At 59.1% G+C, this 19,225-nt stretch carries 14 protein-coding genes and 2 tRNA genes; 6 read left to right on the top strand and 10 right to left on the bottom strand.

Translation table 11 applies throughout. The features are described 5' to 3' along the window. Nucleotides 1–104: 104 nt before the first annotated feature. The 3 genes from LAP85_16830 to LAP85_16820 all read right to left on the bottom strand — a co-directional run bounded on the left by LAP85_16830 (nucleotide 105) and on the right by LAP85_16820 (nucleotide 2,502). On the bottom strand, nucleotides 105–1,106 hold the full coding sequence (locus LAP85_16830) for a hypothetical protein (GenBank protein MBZ5498066.1): 1,002 nt from the start codon (nucleotides 1,104–1,106) through the stop codon (nucleotides 105–107). A gap of 557 nt (nucleotides 1,107–1,663) precedes the next feature. After that, the gene (locus LAP85_16825; GenBank protein ID MBZ5498065.1) at nucleotides 1,664–2,293 is read right to left on the bottom strand and encodes a hypothetical protein; all 630 of its coding nucleotides are present in this window, start codon (nucleotides 2,291–2,293) and stop codon (nucleotides 1,664–1,666) included. After that, on the bottom strand, nucleotides 2,290–2,502 hold the full coding sequence (locus LAP85_16820) for a hypothetical protein (GenBank protein ID MBZ5498064.1): 213 nt from the start codon (nucleotides 2,500–2,502) through the stop codon (nucleotides 2,290–2,292). Before LAP85_16820 ends, LAP85_16825 begins: the two co-directional genes overlap by 4 nt. Nucleotides 2,503–2,925: 423 nt before the next feature. Between LAP85_16820 and LAP85_16815 the strand changes: the two genes are divergently transcribed. Together LAP85_16815 and LAP85_16810 are read left to right on the top strand one after the other, a co-directional pair. Then, complete coding sequence (locus LAP85_16815) at nucleotides 2,926–3,441, top strand: HK97 family phage prohead protease (GenBank protein MBZ5498063.1); 516 nt, start codon at nucleotides 2,926–2,928, stop codon at nucleotides 3,439–3,441. Continuing rightward, the gene (locus LAP85_16810; GenBank protein ID MBZ5498062.1) at nucleotides 3,438–4,607 is read left to right on the top strand and encodes a phage portal protein; all 1,170 of its coding nucleotides are present in this window, start codon (nucleotides 3,438–3,440) and stop codon (nucleotides 4,605–4,607) included. The genes LAP85_16815 and LAP85_16810 overlap by 4 nt, the downstream gene beginning before the upstream one ends. A gap of 18 nt (nucleotides 4,608–4,625) precedes the next feature. Here the strand turns inward: LAP85_16810 and LAP85_16805 are convergent, their stop codons facing one another. Both LAP85_16805 and LAP85_16800 read right to left on the bottom strand, forming a co-directional pair. Further along, on the bottom strand, nucleotides 4,626–5,699 hold the full coding sequence (locus LAP85_16805) for a hypothetical protein (protein ID MBZ5498061.1): 1,074 nt from the start codon (nucleotides 5,697–5,699) through the stop codon (nucleotides 4,626–4,628). 162 nt (nucleotides 5,700–5,861) lie between these two features. Beyond that, nucleotides 5,862–5,937: transfer RNA gene (locus LAP85_16800), tRNA-Ala, on the bottom strand. Nucleotides 5,938–6,197: 260 nt separating this feature from the next. On the opposite strand from LAP85_16800, the gene LAP85_16795 reads away from it, so the two are divergent. The 4 genes from LAP85_16795 to LAP85_16780 all read left to right on the top strand — a co-directional run bounded on the left by LAP85_16795 (nucleotide 6,198) and on the right by LAP85_16780 (nucleotide 9,810). Further along, nucleotides 6,198–6,587, top strand: a complete 390-nt coding sequence (locus LAP85_16795; protein ID MBZ5498060.1) for a BlaI/MecI/CopY family transcriptional regulator — start codon at nucleotides 6,198–6,200, stop codon at nucleotides 6,585–6,587. Further along, nucleotides 6,584–8,383 carry a M56 family metallopeptidase gene (locus LAP85_16790; GenBank protein ID MBZ5498059.1) on the top strand — a complete coding sequence of 600 codons (1,800 nt, stop codon included), beginning with the start codon at nucleotides 6,584–6,586 and terminating at the stop codon, nucleotides 8,381–8,383. Before LAP85_16795 ends, LAP85_16790 begins: the two co-directional genes overlap by 4 nt. 13 nt (nucleotides 8,384–8,396) lie before the next feature. Next, a complete protein-coding gene (locus LAP85_16785; GenBank protein ID MBZ5498058.1) occupies nucleotides 8,397–9,428 on the top strand; it encodes a hypothetical protein in 1,032 nt (343 codons plus the stop codon). Nucleotides 9,429–9,712: 284 nt separating this feature from the next. Next, nucleotides 9,713–9,810, top strand: a tRNA-Sec gene (locus tag LAP85_16780). Nucleotides 9,811–9,819: 9 nt separating this feature from the next. Here the strand turns inward: LAP85_16780 and LAP85_16775 are convergent. The 5 genes from LAP85_16775 to LAP85_16755 all read right to left on the bottom strand — a co-directional run bounded on the left by LAP85_16775 (nucleotide 9,820) and on the right by LAP85_16755 (nucleotide 19,129). Then, nucleotides 9,820–10,074 carry a hypothetical protein gene (locus LAP85_16775; GenBank protein MBZ5498057.1) on the bottom strand — a complete coding sequence of 85 codons (255 nt, stop codon included), beginning with the start codon at nucleotides 10,072–10,074 and terminating at the stop codon, nucleotides 9,820–9,822. 52 nt (nucleotides 10,075–10,126) lie between these two features. Continuing rightward, nucleotides 10,127–12,862: a protein kinase gene (locus LAP85_16770; protein ID MBZ5498056.1), complete on the bottom strand. Its 2,736-nt coding sequence runs from the start codon at nucleotides 12,860–12,862 to the stop codon at nucleotides 10,127–10,129. 8 nt (nucleotides 12,863–12,870) lie between these two features. Beyond that, on the bottom strand, nucleotides 12,871–15,591 hold the full coding sequence (locus LAP85_16765) for a protein kinase (GenBank protein MBZ5498055.1): 2,721 nt from the start codon (nucleotides 15,589–15,591) through the stop codon (nucleotides 12,871–12,873). 368 nt (nucleotides 15,592–15,959) lie between these two features. After that, nucleotides 15,960–16,439: a hypothetical protein gene (locus tag LAP85_16760; GenBank protein MBZ5498054.1), complete on the bottom strand. Its 480-nt coding sequence runs from the start codon at nucleotides 16,437–16,439 to the stop codon at nucleotides 15,960–15,962. Between the two features lie 53 nt (nucleotides 16,440–16,492). Next, entirely contained in the window at nucleotides 16,493–19,129 is a 2,637-nt protein-coding gene (locus LAP85_16755; protein MBZ5498053.1) for a serine/threonine-protein kinase, read from the bottom strand. Nucleotides 19,130–19,225: the final 96 nt, after the last annotated feature.

The raw sequence follows: 19,225 nt of genomic DNA, 5'->3' as shown, positions 1-19,225 counted from the left end.
ATCCTCGCATCCGGTATCATGGATCAGCCCGTGCCAGTCCCCTGGTGGGACAATCGAATGCTCAGATTGACCACCTTCCAAGGATCCCCAAAACCGGCTAGTTCTTAGGCGAACGGTTGTCCGTGGAAATCCAGGCTAGTGAACCTGCCTTGCGCCCCCGAGAAGTACCTGGCCCCGAAGTAATCGAGCCCGGACTCGGCATCCCGTTCTTTGCCGCTGAAGCGCTGGTGGGTGTCGTCGGGGGCGCCGTAGCCGGGGACTCCGTATCTCGGGTCGCCCGGGGCCGCCGACGGCATTTCTTCGCCGAATGGCAGGTAGTCGTAGCGCGCGATGACGCCGCCCGTCTCATTCGTCGTCACTCGCGTGCTCCCGAGGTGGTCCTGCATTATGTACGTCGTTCCGGCCGATTCAAGCATCTGCGTCGAATACTCCGCTGCCAGCCGCCCCAGGGCATCGTAGACAAACCACGTGTCCACGCCTCCCTCCAGCTTGTGCACACGATGCCCGTCTCCGTCGTACTGGTAGCTTGCCTGACCGTTATTATAGCTCGTCTGCCGGTTCTCCGCATCATAGCCAAAATTCCGCAACAGCGCGTCCGACGTCTGGTTGCCCGCATAATCATATCCGCTCGCCACCAGCCGGTTATTGCTCGCGTTGAACGCGTCTTGCGATCGCGGCGTCAATTGCGAATTTGGTATCACCGGCCCCGACTCCACCCACCGGTTGCCGTACCGGTCGTACCCGTAAGTCTGCACCCGGGCACCCTCATCCACATACCTCAGCCGGTTCAACCCGTCGTACTCATACTCTTGAAGCCAAGTCCCCACCGGGGACGCTATCTGCTGGCTCCGGACGTTGCCGTTGTTATCGTTCGTGCCGTACTCGTACGTCAGCCCCAGTTTATCTAAACCTCCGTCCCAGCTTACCAGACGCAGCACGTGTGGCTGCAACCGGCTGTTGTACTCCGCCGTTTGCCACAGCCCGTTTCTAGTCCTCATCCTCACGCTCGCGCCGTGCGCCGCATAGGCCATGTCGCTCGCGTACGTCTTGTTTCCCGTCCCCGTGACCGTGCTGATCCGCCCGGAATCGTCGTAGGCCGTTACCACCTGCCGCCCCGACGGATAAGCGCCGCTGGGCTGTGCCCTCTACGAAATTCTTGACGAATTTGCGACCGAAATTGGGAGAGTAATTCGCCTCCCCCTGAGTTTAAGAATGCCGTGTGCAACGAGCGCACGGGTAATGGCCCGGCGGTCGATGGCCGCTCTCGTACCGGACACGGGATCAATGCCGGGCAGACAACCAAACTCCTTCCGTGTTTCCTCACGCAACATTTCCAAACTTGCCCGAAACCGCTCCCGTTCTTTCGGGGAGAGCAACATTCGGATGCGCCATTGGTCATTCGGAGTGGGCGCATGAAAGCCCCCAGGCCGCGAGGTTTCGTTGGCCATGAGGCGTGCGGCTTCAACATCATCGGAGGTCCACTCCCCGGGACGATCGTTGCGTGCTGACTCGTGATGGGCTCGGGTTTTCAAGGAACCGATTCCGGCTTCGCATGCCCCATTATAAGACGGCAGCCGCGGCGGCGACAGCAGATGATACACGTCGCGTGCCTCCAAAAAACCCTCGACCTCCTCGGCGGTGAAGGCGCTGCCGTTATCCGATTTCAGAACCAGCGGGGCGCCGTACTCACGGAAAGTGCGTGCAGGGCAGCGCATGTCTCCTGCGCCGTGGCTGCTTCCACCGGCAGAGCCAGAAGCTGCAGCCCGCTCGCAAGATCGCGCACGACCAGTATCGACCGGTAGATGCCATCGATGGGCGAGGGAGGAACCGTATAGTCCATCGCCCACACCGCGCCGACTCGTTGCCAGCGGAGAGCATGTACGAGTACCCGGCTCATTTTCCTATGCGCGTCCCGGTACCGACGCTGCAGGTCCTCCAGTTCGCGGCGGGCGACTCCCGGGAAGAACTCCTGCAATACCGACAGCCCGACTCCCGGACCCATGAGTTGAAACAGCGCGATCACACCGTCCCGCGTTTCGCGATCGGTTCTTTGCGCAGGCCGGCCGCGCGGCTCCGCATGCAACCTGACGCCCTCCCAATCCCGCTGCCACATCGAGACCGTGCTTGCGGAAAGTCCGAGGCACGCCGCCGCATAGCCCAGAGTCACGCGCTCGAGATGCATCCAGCGGGTAAAGGCCACGGCTTCGATCCGCACAATCCTCTCCAGCTCGCGCCGCGCCTGCTGCGCCCCGAAGCCCCGGACTTTCCTGTTTTCGTGCTCGAGCGTTCTCAACTCACAGATCCTCCGGATTTGTCCTGCGTGCCGCCTCTCCCGCCGCGCGATCGCGCTTTGGCTGCCGTTTTTTTTCCGCGCCCCTCCGGCACTTTCACCAGATGGGGCATCAGCAACGCCACTTCTTCCCGGATCTGCGCCGCCCGCAGTTCGATCCGCAACTGCCGGATCTCCTCCTGCATGTCCTCCGCCCGTTCGTCCAGCTCCATCCTGGCAGCCGGGGGCCTTCCCGGGGCCGCCGGCTCCAGGCTGGCCAGGGCCCCCGCGATCATCTTGCGGCGGGGGGGGATGGGGGACTGACAACGCCAAGGTGCTCACGGGTCGGAATTTTGGGGGATTACTATGACGCCTGGGATGCGGACTTTAGATTGAAAAATCGGCCTCCAATTCTTGTCTTAGGCCTCTCATAGAGGCACCCAACCTTCGGTTTTGCCAACTATATCAAACAGTTGCCGTCGTCAGTCCCCGTCCCCCGACCGGCCCTTCTGGGGCGAAGCCGGCGCGGACATCCTCGTGAATCCCTACGCGGATTCGGTTTACACGAAGGGCAACGTGCTGATTCGCGCATTTGTGGATGCGGACGTGCTGATCCGGCACCCGGAAGGCTTCTGCTTCTGCGATGGGATCACGCTGTGATTACCCTTGAACGCAGGGCCATAAGTGAATTGAGGGCTGCGGGCCGTAAGTTGGAGGGCTACGCAGCCCGTTTCGGCGTTGAGGCGCGGATCGGGGATTTTACCGAGGTGATCCGATCCGGCGCCTTCGCCGGCAGTCTCGCCAGCGGCCGGGACATCCTGGCTTTAGTCGATCATGACCGAACGCGGATCCTCGCACGGACACGCAGCGGCAGCCTGAAGCTGTCGGAAGACGGCAACGGATTGCAATTTGAATTGTCCGTTCCTGAAACGCAGCCCGGCAGGGATGTGCTGGCACTGGCCGAACGCGGCGACCTGGGCGGCATGAGTTTCGCGTTTACCGTACCGAAGAACGGCGAACGCTGGACCGGCCGCAAGCGGGAATTGCTGGCCGTGGACCTTCATGAAATCAGCGTCGTGTCGGCATGGCCGGCGTATGACGGGACCGTGGTCATCCCGCGATCAGCAACGCCGCGGCTGAACGTGGCTTCCCGTTACCTGGAGACAATATGAAACTGCTGAAACGAATTGCAAACTTCCTGGACCCGGAACGGCGCGGCATCTCAAGCCGGGATCCGGTTCTTGCGCGGGCTTTGGGCGGCCTGGACATGGGCGGATGCCTTGTCAATCCGAGGACTGCTGAGAACCTGTCAACCGTTTTGGCCTGCGTGGGCGCGATCAGTTCCGGGATTGCATCCCTGCCGGCCTACGTGTATCGCAGCGTGGCGAACGGCAGGGAGTTGGATGATAACCATGCTATCGCGCGTCTGATTGCTGCTGGACCGAACCAGCATCAAACGTGGGCCGACTGGTGCGAATGGACAATGGCCAGCGTCCTGCTGCGCGGCAATGCTCTTTCAGAGATTGTCACGGACAGCGCGGGCGCGGCTGTGGGCCTGCGGCCGGTTCCGTGGGAGTGGGTCGCGGTTCAGCTCCTGCCGAACGGACGCCTTGTTTACGACGTATCGGAAGTAACCAGCATCTACGGTGGGACCGGAGGAACGCGGCGATTGCTCCAGGACGAAGTGTTTCACTTACGGGACCGCACGGACGATGGCCTGATCGGGCGCAGCCGGCTGCAACGCGCGGCGGCCGTGGTCCAGGCGGGACTTAGCATTCAGACCTTTGCCAATTCCCTTTACGAGAATGGCGCGAATCCAAGCGGAGTCTTGGAAATCGCGGGCAAGCTCTCGCAGGAGGGCTTCCAATATCTCGTGCAACGATTCCGGGATGTCTATTCGGGACCGCAACAGGCGGCGAAGGTCATGGTCTTGGACCAAGGACTCACGTGGAAACAGGTATCAGTCAGTCCCGAGGACGCCGAATTTTTGGCTTCCAGGCAATTCACCGTTGAGGAGTTGGCGAGACTGTTCAACGTTCCTCCACCGATCATCGGAGATCTGCAATACGGGACATTCAGCAACGTCGAAACACTGCTGCGTTGGTTCGCACAGAATACGCTTTCACCCTGGATCCGCAAAATTGAGGCGGAATTCACCCGTAGTGTTTTTGGTGGATCCAGAAGCCATCGGCTAGAAATCGACCTGTCGGGACTCATGCGCGGCGATCCGGCGCAACGATGGCAAGCGTGGGAGATTGCCGTGAAGAATAACATTTTGACGGCGGACGAGGTGAGGGCCGAAGAAGGATGGAATCCACGGCCAACGCAGACGACTTAAACATTGGCCGGCCTGGAACTATTTCGAGTGCACTGTTAAAACCCGAAAGTTCTTGGGACCGCCTCCGCCAGCGCACAAAAGATCACCGTCGAAAACCTGACAATCATAAACAGAGTGCGGCAATGTCTGTTTGATCCAGGTAGTTCCACCATCTCTTGTAAATAGCATTTGATTGCCATTGCTCTGGAAATTGCTCTCGAACAGGAACCCCAGTCTATCGGAAACAAATCGCACCACAGATATCCAATTGCCTTTCCCCTGAAAGGCTAAATCTGTGTTGGCGACCCAGGTTTTCCCACCGTTTTCAGTGGAGTACAGATATGTCCCGCCGTCATTCAATTGCCATGTGACAAGCCAACCCCGGTTTGGGTTCAGAAAGAAGATATCTCGCACACTGGCTAATTCCTTAGGAGGCGTGGTTCTGGATTTTTCCCAATTCTCACCGCCGTTCGTAGTCCGGAAAACAAAGAAATCCTTACCATCAGTGCCCGCAAGCCAACCGATCTCGGGGGTAAGAAAGAACATGCGATCGATGAAACGGACGTCGGGAATCTGAGTCTCCGTCCAGTGGCGACCTCCGTCATTGGTACGAAGAAATGTAGTAACTTCGGTCCCATAACCCCGGCTATCGTCAAAGAAAACTATTTTCTGAGCGATCTTGTCGGATACGTCCAGCCAGTGCCGCCCGCCATCCCGCGTACGTATCATCTTTGGCTCTCGGGCTGGGTCCCACCACGCGATCCAGCCCCGCTCGGAATCGAGAAAGGAAAAGGCTGGAGGGCCATCTTCATCACCTGCATGCTCGCGTGTCTGGCGTAGTTCCCTCCATGTGTGACCGGCATCCTTGGTGTGAACAACTATAAAGTCTCCTGCACCCTGAGCGCCAGGTGGCGGGTAGGCGACTCCAACCGCCCAAGCTTCATTACGGCTCACAAACTGGATTCGACCAAGCATAAGAGCGGTTTGGCAATCGACGCACTTGCCCTCAACCCAAGCAAGACTAAACGGTACAGTTTCACCGAACTTGTCTTGTCCGTGAATGAGAGCCGAGATAGCGAACATCACAACTAAGGAACTGTGCCAGAATTTCACGAGATTCCCCTCCAAATGGCTCAAAGCGCAGCAATAAGATAATTTTAACGCAAAATGATTTTGTGGTACGTGGGGAAATTGGAACGGTCGAGGAATTGCTACCTCTGCGCTACCTTTTTGGTTCTTTTGTTTTGGATGGGATCAGTAAATTGTTGATTCTATTGGTGGAGCTGGCGAGGATCGAACTCGCGACCTCCTGACTGCCAGTCAGGCACTCTCCCAGCTGAGCTACAGCCCCACGGCGCATAACTCTACACGGGCACGATACTTGAGTCAAGCAACCTCCCGGGAAAGCTGCGACGAAAGCTCCGATGCCCGTTGCGCCGAGACTGTTCATGCCTCAGACAATAGCTCCGGTTGATCTCGCCGGCCGCGATATGGGTCCGGCGTGTTGAGCGCCATGAATTTGCCGAAACCGTGCCCACGCGACAGAATTTGAGGCTTATTGTACGAAAATTTTCGTTGACAATACGAAATCCTTCGTATTATATAGCGAATATGAAAAAGACAACCGATCCGCGACCTACCGGCGCCGAGCTCGAGATCCTCGGGGTGTTGTGGCACCGAGGTCCATCAACCGTCCGCGACGTCTACAACGTCCTGGGCCGCACCAGGCCCATCGGCTATACCACCGTCCTGAAACTGATGCAGATCATGGCCGAGAAGGGTCTGGTATTACGGAACGAAGACCAACGCGCGCACATTTATGAAGCGCGGGCGCCGCAAGACCAGACTCAGAAGCTGCTGGTGCGCGACCTGCTGGACCGCGCCTTCAACGGTTCCGCGCTCAACTTGGTGATGCAGGCCCTGAGCTCCCGGCGGGCTTCGGCCGAGGAGTTGGCACAGATCCGGAAGTTGCTGGACGAATACGAGCGAGGTGGCCGATGAATCCGCCGGCGTTTCTTGGGGAACCCCTCATGATTGCCCTGGGCTGGGCTTTGATGCATTTTCTCTGGCAGGGCACCGGGATCGCATTGATCCTCGCCGCTGCCAATGCCTCTTTGCGAAAATCGAGTGCCGGCGTCCGTTATGGCCTGGCGTGCATTGCCATGGTACTGATGGTGATGGCGCTGGCAGGCACGTTCGTCTGGTTCGCGTTTGCGCTTCCGGCCGCGCCCGCCGCGGCTTCCGATAAGGGTACTCTTTTTGCCGGGCCGGAGTTCGTTGCAGCGGTCGGCTCCTCCACGCGCGCCTTGCAGGTGAAGGCCCTGCTGGCAACATGCGCTCCCTGGCTGGATTGCCTTTGGCTGGCCGGCGTGATTGTGTTCTCGGCCCGATCTGCCGGCGGATGGGTGGCGGCGCAGAGGCTGAGGTGGACGGAAACGACGCCGGTCGACCCAATCTGGGAGCAGCGGGCAAAGCGACTGGCCCAGGCGCTGAGCGTCTCGTTCCCGGTGAGGATTTCGAAGTCGGCGCTGGCCCAGTTGCCGGCCGTGGTCGGCTGGCTTCGTCCGGTAATATTGGTGCCCGCCTCTGCGTTTGTGGGTGTGGATCCACAACAACTGGAAGCGCTGCTGGCGCACGAACTGGCGCACATCCGCCGTCATGATTACCTGGTGAATCTGATTCAAACCGCGGCCGAAACGCTGCTCTTCTACCATCCTGCCGTTTGGTGGGTCGGCAGGAGAATTCGCATCGAGCGGGAGAATTGCTGTGATGATCTGGCCGTTTCGGCTTGCGGCGATGTGCTCACATATGCGCGGGCGCTCGCCCGCCTGGAGGAACTGCGCGCCCGCACATCTAAATACGCCATGGCGGCGGATGGCGGCGTTTTGATCCCCCGCATTCGCCGGCTGATCGCGTCCGGCCGGCCGGCCGAACGCGGCACGAAGACCTGGCTTGCGGCAGTGCTCGCGCTGCTCACTCTAGGTGCGGCCTGGGTGGGGGCACAAGTGGCGTCCTCAAAACAGAGCCAGGCGGGCAGCCCTGTCACCGGGCCCGGCGCCAAGCCGCCGGCCGCGGTCGAATCCAAGAGCTTCATCGATGATCTGGCCGGTGCCGGATATGCGAACCTGACGGCGGAGCAGCTCATCGCTTTCAAGAATCAAGGCGTCACCGCCGGATACATCCGCCAGATGAACTCGGCCGGAATGGCTGATCTCGCACCGGATCAGCTGATCGCGTTACGGATCCATGGCGCCGAGCCCGAACGGATCAGAGAAATGCGGTCGGCTGGATTCGACCACCTGACTCCTGACGAGGTGCTTGCGATCCAGATCCACGGAGTGACTCCGGATTTCGCGGCACAGATGAAAGGCCTGGGATTCGGGGCGACAACGGTTGACCAGCTGATCGCACTCAGGATCCACGGTGTCACTCCAGAATACGCCGACGGAATCAAAGCCTTGGGACTGCCCGGAATGACGATCGACGAACTCATCGCGTTCCGGATTCACGGTGTGGAAGCGAGTCAAGTGCAGGAATTCAAGTCACTCGGCCTGCGAACGCCGACTGCGGACCAGATCGTGGCCCTGCGCATCCATGACGTCACTCCGGAATATGTCCGCGGCCTGAAGGCCGCGGGCCTGACGAATTTGAGCTTCGATGACGCAATCGCGGCGCGCATTCATGGCATCAGCGCCGCGTCTGTCTTCGAGGCGCTGAAGCAGGGCGCCAAAAAGGTGATGATGAATGTGCTCAACCAGTTGAAGCAGGCAGGGATTGTGTCACCCGACCGCCAATAAGGAGAACCGGAAAATGAGCCACTGGAAAGCTATTGCGATTGCTGTGTTTTGTTGCAGCCTGCTGACGGCACATGCGTTTCAGGATGCTGCGCCGGTCACCGGGCAGTGGTTGATAGATGGCCGTCCCGTGGACGGCAGGATTCAACTCACGCTGCAAGGGAATCGGGGCTCGTCCGGACATTTCAGCAGCGCTTCGACGCTGCCGCTGGATCAGCTCCGGGGCCTGGCCCGAGGGCAAATAGACTCGGCGGGAACCAACGTGCGCTTCGAGATTGTGCGCGATGCCGGCACCCTGGAGTGTGAAGGCTACTTCAAGAACGGCAACGGCTCCGGGGCGTTCACCTTCGCGCCCAATGCCGGATTTGTCTCGGAGATGCAGGCGCTCGGCTATCAAGGACTCTCGCCGGATATGGTGTTTGCCATGGCGCTTCACGACGTGAAGCTTTCGTACGTGCGCGATTTGCGCGGGCTGGGACTGGATCGCGTGACTTCGGATCAGCTGATTGCGCTGTGCATTCACGGCGTGGCGATCGAGTATATCAGGGAGATGAAGGCCCTGGGTTATAACGAACTCTCGCCGGACAACCTGGTTGCCATGCGAATTCACGAGGTCAGCGTCGACTTCGCCCGGGAACTTAAGATGCTCGGGTACAATCCCTCCGTCGACCAGATGGTTGCCATGCGTATTCATGGGGTGGCACCGGAATTCGCGCGCGAGATGAAAGCGCTCGGCTATGGCGCCATTTCTCCCGATCAGATGATCGCCATGCGGATCCACGGTGCCGACATCCCATTCGTGAAGGAGGTCAAGTCGCTCGGCTATGCTCCGACCGTTGACCAGCTGGTCGCCATGCGGATCCACGGTGCGGACATCCCATTCGTGAGGGAGGTTAAGTCACTCGGCTATACCCCGACCGTTGATCAGTTGGTCGCCATGCGGATCCACGGGGTCACTCCGGAATATATCCGCAGCCTGCAAGCCCGCGGCATGAAGAACCTGACGATCGATCAGCTCATCAGCCTGAAAATCCGCGGGATTTACTGAAAGTAAACCCCTGGTTTCGTCCTGCGACCCGGGGATGTTGACAATTCGGCCGGTTGAAACGAGGCCAGGCGAGCAGGACACGGATGAATGCGCGCGGACTTGGAGTAGATGGGCGCGCGTTCACCTGTGTCCGAATGCACGGCCTCAGGTCAATGCAAAGCGCCGACTGCTTGGGGCGGTTCACGAATCAGGCCTCCGGCATCGACGGCGATCTCCGGCCTGCATGGGATCTTCGTGGTTCAGTTTCCATCTTGAAACATTTCTGCTACAATCGCCGCAAATGCGGAGGTGAATCTGGCCCGGTGGCTGGCCTGGACTTCAAATCCAGTGGGATTTACCGGAAGGTAGGTTCGGTGGGTTCGATTCCCATGCACCTCCGCCACCTTTGGTTTCAATGAATTACCGGCTTCTCCCCGCTGGACGCATCTTTTTCCTCTTCTCCAGGCAGTGGCTGCAACTGTTGATTTTGTGCCTTAAGTGGGCCCGAACCAACTCGCACATGACGTTCCAGCTTGGCCGTGGCGTCTTTCAGATCCCGTTCATCAACGATTTTGGAGCGGTCGAAAACGGACCTGGTCTTATGCCCGGAGATCGTCCTCGCGATCTTGTCCGAGACCGCGGCGCGCACGAAGGCAAGGAAGGCCATCCCGAAGCGGCTCCCGTGCGCCTTTCGATAACCGGCTCGCCGCTCGCATCCGCTACTTTCCGGTGGGGACGAGGCGCCTGAGTTCCTCGAACCAGTTCTGGACGAGGATCATTTCTGTGACTGGTGTCGGTTTACTTGGTCCGTTCTTGACCACGAGAAATCTCTGGCTGTCAAGCGACACATCGTAGGAACGGATGTAGGCGCCTTCAGTGTAACCTGGGCGTTCAAATAGCATCCGCCGGTTGCTGATGGCGAAGCCGCCTTCCGTCTGGATGTCGACGACCCATACCTGATCCTGTCGTCGATAAAAAATCTGCCTGCCATTTCTCGCCCACATAGGCTGGAGGCCGCCGTCATTAGTGATCGGCCATTTGCCACCAGTACCGGCAACTGGCCTGACGTAAATTTCGTCGCGCCGCGAATCATCGGAAGTGTAAGCAATCCAGGTGCCATTGGGAGAAAACTCGGGATAGCGTTCACGATACTTTGAGTTCAGGAATGGACTCACTTTTCCTGAAGAAGTATCTAAGAAAACAATGTCAAGGCCAGTATTGGGATTATCTTCGATCATGGCAATCGTTTTTGAGCCGTGAGACCATGAGCTGGGATACTGAGAGTAGGTACTTGTTGTAAGGCGTTCCATAAGTGAGCTTTGATCGTAAGGCTGCCAGAATATGTTGGATGACAGGGATTTCGACCAGTAGAAGGCGATGCGCTTGCCGTCCGGGGCCCAGATCGGGTCGCCGGCCCTTCCTTCTCCCGTCAGCCTGATGTTCGTTCCAGTACCGATGTCGTACACCCAGATCTGACGTTCTCTTCCAAGAGTTGCGTAAGCAATGCGCCGATCATCAGGGGAAAGACGCGGCACGAAAAATGGAAACTTGAACGGAACTGCGGGCTGTTCTGACCCCCCCTTCTGATCCACCCAGACGAGGGAGTTCTCCGGTGGCGGCAGCATGCCGCCGGCTGCATAGACAACCGATCCTGACGCAGAAATGGCAAACTGACCCGCACCGCTGTGCCAGTCATCGCTTTGGCCGCCAAGCGCCTGCATGACGTTTGCCACGACAGGGTACGGCTGGCCTATCGCCTCCATCCTATCTGCGTCAAATCGGGAAGCCATGAGGATTCCCTGTCTCAGGAATACCAGGTATCCCGGAGGAAGATACCTGGCATCCGCAGCATCCTGGAAAAGCGTGCGCCATTGGCGCGTTTTGAGATCCATGAGGGCAATCCGGGGCTGCGCGTCATAGCCGTCCCGCATGACTGTGAACAGCACCGCTTTCCCGTTAGGCAACCAGGAGGGAAGGCGATGGCTCCACTCCACTCGCTTTGGATCGGGAGCAGGCAAATCCTCCGGCGTCCCGCCGTCAGCCGACACCCGTTTGAGGCCAGATCCAGAGCCTGAAGCAAATATGATGCTGTTGTCGATCCCCCAGCTTGCCCCGAAAATCGATGGAGCATCACACACAGTCGCAGGAACGCCGCCCTCAACAGGAACCTTCTTGAGCTGACCGCTCGCCCCGCTCGCCCAATATCCCACCCAGCGATTATCAGGTGACAGGAATGGATTGATGCCGCCCTCCGTCCCGGCGATGGGCTTAGCCTCCAGCTGATCGATTCTCCTCAGATATAATTGAGGTTTTGCCTTGACGTCTGGATTTTCCCCTATTGCGCTGTAAACGACAAAGCTCCCGTCGCCGGAGATTGCCATTGCCGTCCGGTTGGGGCGCTGTGCTTCATACTCCGTGCGGGAGCCATCCAGCCAAAGTCCCTGCTCGACCTTAATAATGCTTTTGGCCACCGAGGCGGCAGGCCTGTAAGCCTGAGATTTCGTCAGCAACCAACCAAGCAGAATGCCGACGAGAAGCATGACAGCCGCACCAACAGCCAGCCACAGAGGGGAGAGTCGCCGGGGGCCAAGCGCCGCTTCGGAGGGATAGGTGACGGACTCTCCAATTTCGATGCGGGCATCGCCAATGTCGTGGAGGCGGAGGACCGGATCCTTCTGGAGGCATCGCCGCAGCAATGATCGAACCATCGGTGGAGTATCGGCGGGCAAGGCATCCAAGTCGGGATCACTCTTGAGAATCGAGGCAACGATCTCGGTAATGGTCTCACCCTGAAACGCCCTCTTGCCGGTCAGGCATTCATACAGAACGCAGCCGAAGGCCCAGATGTCGGCCCGTTTGTCCACTGCTTTGCCTTTGGCCTGCTCAGGGGCCATGTAGGCTGCTGTTCCCAGGATCACCCCAGGTCGGGTCATCTGATCCGTGAGCGTCGGTGATTTCGATGCGTCTGCCGCTGCCGCTTCTCCCTGAAATGCCCTCGCCAATCCAAAGTCCAACACCTTGACTCTGCCCTCAGGCGTGATCTTAACGTTGGCAGGCTTCAGGTCACGATGGATGATCCCCTTTTCATGCGCGGCCTCCACACCTTCGGCAATCTGGCGGCAGACCTCCAGAGCTTCCTCAACCGGCAGCGGTCCCTTGGCAATCCGCTGCGCCAATGTCTCGCCCTCCACAAGCTCCAGCACCAGGAAGCGTTTTCCTCCCGCTTCCTCCAGACCGTAAATAGCGGCGATGTTTTGATGATTCAGCGAAGCCAGCAGCTTGGCTTCTCGCTCGAAGCGGGCCAGCCTCTCCGGATCACCGCTGAAGATATCGGGCAGCACCTTGATGGCGACCGGCCGATCAAGATTGGTATCCTCGGCGCGGTAGACTTCGCCCATGCCGCCTGCGCCGAGCTTTTCTGTGATGCGGTAATGGGAAAGCGTTGTGCCGATCATCGAGTGTCCTACCGGGTGTATTTGCGAACAAGCGCCTGGAAGCGGGGTTGGTTGCGCAGGGGATTCCAGGCGGGATCCAGCTTCAGAGCGGCAACTCCCAGGTCGAACGGGATCGACATCAGGTAATCGAGTTGGTCCATGGCCGCTGCGCTTTCTCCAACTGCCGCATAAATCCGCGCAAGATCTTCGACACGATAGGCGCCTCGATAAGCTTCCTTGCTCACCGGCAAAAGCTCAACACCCTGTTTACCCTCCCGTATCGCTTCTTCCTTTTTTCCCAAACCAGCCAGCGCGAGACCTAACGAGCTATGGTAGCGCGGGTCTTCCGGGTCCTCATGGATCCTGCGTTCAAGAAGGTCCCGGCTGATTTCATACTGCTTGCGTGCCACGTCTCGCTGACCCATGAGATCATAGATCTGAGCCTCAAGCAGCGGTTTCGGCATGTACCAAAACTGCTCCCCAAACCAATCGGACTGAGTCGAAGACAGCATCTTGAGCGCCTCGGCGTAACCGCCCGCACAAACTTCCAATAGAATCCCCTGATGCACAATGAATGGATTTTGGCCGACTCCCGCGGCCGCAGCCGCCTTTAGCGTGCTTCTAGCGCCCTTCAAGTCGGGCTCCAGGCGGAAGCGAAGGCGAACCTTATAAGCATATGGGCGAGAGTAATCGGGAGCGAGCGTGATAGCTTGGTCAAAGTACCGATCCGCTTTTGCCGGCATGCGCAGCAAAAGGTTCGTTTCACCAACGTTAAACAAAGTTGTTGATTGCCGCGGATCCAGCTGCAAGGAGCGCTCAAAGGTAGCGAGGGCATCAGCCAGCTTGCCTTGACGCCGTTGAACAGCGGCAATACCCTTAACTGTGTCGTAGTCGGCGGGTCTACCCTGCTGAGCCAGTGCAAACTCCTCGAGAGCGTGCTCGTAATCCAAGCGACACCAATAGTAGAAAAACCCGAGCGCCCTATGTGTTTCCGGTAAGTTCGGTTGGAGCTGCATGGCTCTGTCCGCTGCGGTCTTGGCTTGGGACACCCGCTCCTGACTTCGGTCCCAGTAAAACCACCACAAGGTTGCATGAGCCTCTGAGAGCCGAGCCTGTGCGAGTGCAAAACCAGGATCCAGACTTACGGCCTTTTCATATAATTGGATGGCCGTGCGAACCCGCGGCTCAATATCCGACACTTCATAGTATTGGTTGCCACGCAGGTAGAGTTCATACGCCTCCAGATTTCCAGTTGGCCTCCTCTCGATTTGCTCTCGTGCGGCCGTCGGGAGTGTCGCGCTCAATGCATTTGCGATTTGCGTAGCAACCTCGCTCTGGACGGCGAAAATGTCCGATAGCTCGCGATCATAGGTACCGGCCCACAGGTTCGCGTCTGTCCTGGCATCAATCAACTTCGCCGAAATGCGAACGCGATTTGCGTCGCGGCGGATGCTGCCCTCGAGAATTGTCTCCACATCCAATTCGCGTCCGATCTCTTTCAGACCCTTTCTTGTGTTCTTGTATTGCTCGACCGAAGTGCGGGAGATTACCTTCAGGTTTGGTATTGACGCCAGATGGCTGATGATGTCCTCGGTGATGCCGTCACTGAAGTAATCCTGGGCAGAGTCCCCCGACATGTTTTTCAACGGCAGTACCGCAATAGACAATCGGGCAGGCCTGCCAACCTTCATTATCGAGTCACGTAATCCCATGACGTTCAAAGCAAAGAGAGCGGCGAGTATCGTGAGTGTCCCGAGGAAACCCACCCCGATCGCCACCTTGCCGAACTTCCGTCGGCCCGGCTGCACATGAGCGAAAGCGTTGACCGATTCGGCGTGGACTGTTGTTTCAGCAGTTTTGGCGGATTTACCCGAATCGGACTCGCGCTTCAATCGCTTTAAATCGGCCTGCACATCGGATGCGTGCTGATAGCGAAGGTTACGGTCCTTCTCCAGCGCCTTGTTGATGACGCGTTCCAGCTCATTGGGAAGGTCAGGATTAATGCGGACAGGCGCAGTCGGCGCTGAGTTCAGGATCGCATTGAAGGTCGCCGCAGAGGTCGCACCCCGGAAGGGCAGCACACCCGTGGCCATCTCGTAAAGCACGACGCCGAATGAGAACAGGTCCGTTCGGGCATCCAACTCCTGTCCGAGTGCCTGTTCAGGAGACATGTAGGCGACCGTGCCGACAGCCGTGCCCGGGCTGGTGAGCATCTCCTCGGTGGCCCCGGCAGTGGGCGTGCCCGATGGCGCTTCCGCCGCTGTGTGGCGTTCCGGTGCGAGTTTGGCCAAGCCGAAGTCGAGAATCTTGGCATGGCCCCTCTTGGTTACGAAGATATTGGCGGGCTTGATATCGCGGTGAACGATCCCTTCGGCGTGAGCGGCATCGAGACCCTCGGCAATCTGGATTGCGAGTCCCAGTATTTCGTCCGTAGCAAGCGGCTTGCCGAGCATGCGCTCCTTCAGCGTTTTGCCTTCCAGGAATTCCATGGCAATGAAGTTCTGCCCCCCGTGCTGGTCGATGTCGTGAATGGTGCAGATGTTGGGGTGGTTCAGGGCAGACGCTGCCTGGGCTTCGCGCTGGAACCTCTCAAGGACATGGCGGTCCTTGGACATCTGCTCGGGCAGGAACTTCAGGGCGACGGTGCGTTTGAGCTTCGTGTCCTCCGCCTTGTAGACGACACCCATCCCTCCACCGCCCAGTTTTTCGATGATCCTGTAGTGCGAAATGGTCTGACCGGCCTCGGGCATGGGGCCTCCAGTTCGGCAAAACTGGTGCGATGCTGTGTGGTAGGGCCATTATAAGCGGCGGCGGCTCTTTCAGGAAAGGGAAAGGGGTGCCGCAAGGATGATCGTGGCACTCGTAAAGGCCGTAGCCGCCACCAGGTCCGACCTGCCAAGACAGGGCATCATGTCATTTCGTCCCCGGCGGCGCCGTGATCGGCGGGGAGGTGCCCAGCGGGGTCTGAGCGGATCGGAGGCGGAAGCGGATCCTCAAGGGGCATGCCCCCCTCTGCCCCGTCTTGTCCACGGAGGATGGCCTCGGGCATAAACGCAAGAGCCGCCCCGAAGAGCGGCTCATGTGAGCTATTCGCTGACCCGTGAGCAGATCGCTTCCGCTACTTTCCGGTCGGGACGAGGCGCTTGAGTTCCTCGAACCAGTTCTGGACGAAGATCATTTCTGTCGCGGGTTGCGGCTTAGTCTCCTCGGACTTCACCATCAGGAATCCCTGCCCATCGGGCCACAGATCCCAACTCCGGATGGGATTTCCAAAGCTTAATCCCTCCTGCTCGAACAGCAGGCGCGGCTTGCTGGCAGAAAAACCCCCTTCCGTTCGAATGTCGGCGACCCAAACCTGATTAGCCTGCCGATAGAATAGCTGTCTCCCATCCCTCGACCAGATGGGCTCCCCCCCACCTTGCGCCTCTTCCAAGCCGTAAATCGCCGCGATGTTGGGGTGGTTCAGCGAAGCCAGCAGCTTGGCTTCGCGCTCGAACCGGGCCAGTCGTTCGGGATCGCCGGCGAAGATGTCGGGCAGGAACTTGAGGGCATCCTTGCGATCCAGTGAGGTGTCGTGAGCCAGGAAAACCTCGCCCATGCCTCCTGCGCCGAGTTTCTCTGTGATTCGGTAGTGCGAAACCGTCTAGCCAATCATCGGAAGTTCTCCACCAACATCAGGTCGGAGCCCGAGGTCGCACTCTTGCTGAACAGGATAGTCTTCCGGTCTGGGCTCACACTCAGGCCCTGCTGCAGCGGACCTTCAACCTCGGTGAGGAGGCGGCTGGCGCCGGTAGAGAACTCGTAGAACTGGATAGGATACTGTTTGCCGGCACCGGGCCGTCCAATGTAGTAGATTCCATCCTCGAACACGGCGAAGGCACGCATGACGACGTGATCCAGGACTTGCCGTTCCGGACCACCATCCAGCGATCTGGCGAAAAGCGGCGAAGCGGTGCCTTTGGTGTAGAACAGGGTCCTGCCATCCGTGGATTCAAAGGCAGCGTCTCCACCGTTCTCGGTGACTTGCTGAGCCGCCCCTTCGCCAAGAGAGGCTCGCCAGACCTCCTTCCGACCCGTTCGGTTGGAGTAGAAGTAGATCCACTTGCCATTGCGAGACCAACTCGGTGCCCCTTCGGTGGACATCCCGGCGCCAACACGCCTCGGCCGCCCTCCATTCGCATCGATTACATGGATGTGCGATATCCCGTCCTGCCCTAGGGAATCGAAGGCGATGAGGCGCCCATCGGGAGACCACCGCGGTGTGCCTTGACCGCGCCCAGGCCCTCTCGTCAGTTGGACAGGGCGGGAACCATCGGCGCCGACGGTCCAGATTTCCATCACGTCGCCGGAGCGGCCGGAGGCAAAGGCGATTCTGCTGCCATCCGGGGAGTATTGTGGGCTGTAATCGTGAAGGGACGACCTGAGGAAGGGTTCCGGAACTCCGCCGACCTGGTAGCGCCAGACGTCGTAGTTCGATGTAATTACATAAAAGGCCAGCCGGTCTCCCGCCGGAGCGACGGAAGGATACAGTGCCTGGAAACCCGCCGCCAATTCCAGCCGCTCCGGCTGTTGCCCGCCACTGCTCCCTGCGCGCCACAGACGATGAATCACGCCCCAGCTCAACGACCCGCTGTAGATCAAGGACCCGCCGTTACGGCTCCAGGCAATACCGGAGATATAGAGGCCTTGCTGGGTGATCCGGCGCCGGTTTTGCTGCGGATTGTAGCTGGAGTCGAGCGGTTGAACAAACACGTCACAAGAATATGTGGATGCGCAGGAGGCGTAGGCCAGCAACCGCCCATCCGGAGAAAAGCTGGGATGGATGTCGAATGCAGGTTCCTTCGGGTTTGACAGGCGGCGTGGCTCACCACCGTCGACCGGCACCAGGAAAATGCCGCGCGCATCGCCAACATTCTCCGCGGAGAACCCCCGCGTGACAGCGAGCCATTTCCCATCCGGCGACCATGACATCTGTCCCATCGTTTGCACATCCGCCAGTTTCTGTTCGGCCCCACCCAAGGGAGAGACCAACCAGATTCCGGGTGCCCCCGGCTCACTGCGCTTGAAGGCGATCCGCTTCCCGTCCGGAGACCAGGCGGGCCACCCCTCCGGGGCTGGGTCCGTGGTGAGCCGCAGTGCATTTGTCTCGCCAACGAGCTTCACGTAGATGTCGTAGTTGTCCTCCTGGTCGCCGTCCCAGGCAAAAGCAACCTGCTGGCCGTCCGGAGAGAAGCAAGGATACATCTCGGAGCCTGGGTAGGAAGTGAGCTGAACCAGCGCCGGCGGCTTGGAATTGCGGCCGGCGTACTTCAAGAACAGCCAGCCCGCCGCGACCAAAAGCGGCAGTGCAAGCAGGGCAGCCAGAAACCTGCGACGGTATCGCTTGACGGGCGGCGCCGTAGCAGCCAGCTTGCCGGAGTCGGATTCTTCCTTCAGTTCTTCCAGGGCGACTTTTACGTCGTCCATGTGCTGGAAGCGCCTCGCGGGGTCTTTACGTAGGCAGCGGTTGATCAGCTTTTCAAGATCTCCCGAAATTGCCGGCGTGATGCCGCTGACCGGCTTCGGTTCCTGGTGCAGGATCGCCGAAAGCGTCGACATCTTGCTCGTGCCCTGGAACGCCTTCTGTCCTGTCACCATTTCATACAGCACCGACCCAAGGGAGAAGATATCCGAACGCGCATCGACCTTCTTGCCCTCGGCCTGCTCCGGCGACATGTAAGCCACCGTCCCGACGATGACGCCCTCTTCCGTGATCGCTCTTCCTTCCGCGTCAGCGGTGGCTGTGGATGCGGACTCATCGGCCTGGATCTGCTCCGTGAGCTTCGCCAGGCCGAAATCGAGCACCTTCACCACACCATCCTCGTTCACCATGATGTTCGCGGGTTTCAGATCCCTGTGGACAATGCCGGCAGAGTGCGCCTTGGCCAGCGCATCCGCAATCTGGACTGCATATTTGAGCGCGTCATTGAGGCGCAGGCCCCGGTGCCCGATGCGCTGATCGAGCGTCTTGCCCTCCACGTACTCCATGGCGATGAAATCTGTCCCATCAGACTGGTCGATGTCATAGATGTGCACGATGTTCGGGTGATTGAGGGCCGATGCGGCCTTGGCCTCTTGGACAAAGCGCCGTTTTCGTTCCGGGTCAGCGACCTTCTCCGCAGGCAGTACCTTGATGGCGACGAAGCGATCCAGGTGGGTGTCGCGGGCTCTGTAGACCACACCCATGCCGCCACTGCCGAGCTTTTCCACGATCCTAAAATGCGAAATGGTCTGGCCGATCTCGGGCATACGCGCCTCCGGTACGGCAGCTCAGGATGTGATGCGCTGTGGTGGGGTCATTATAAGCGGATGCGGCTCCTGCGCGAAAGAGAAAGGATTGCATCA

It is taken from the genome of Terriglobia bacterium (genome assembly GCA_020072565.1).
Lineage (GTDB): Bacteria > Acidobacteriota > UBA6911 > UBA6911 > UBA6911 > JAFNAG01.
This window is presented reverse-complemented; position numbering and strand designations above follow the sequence as displayed.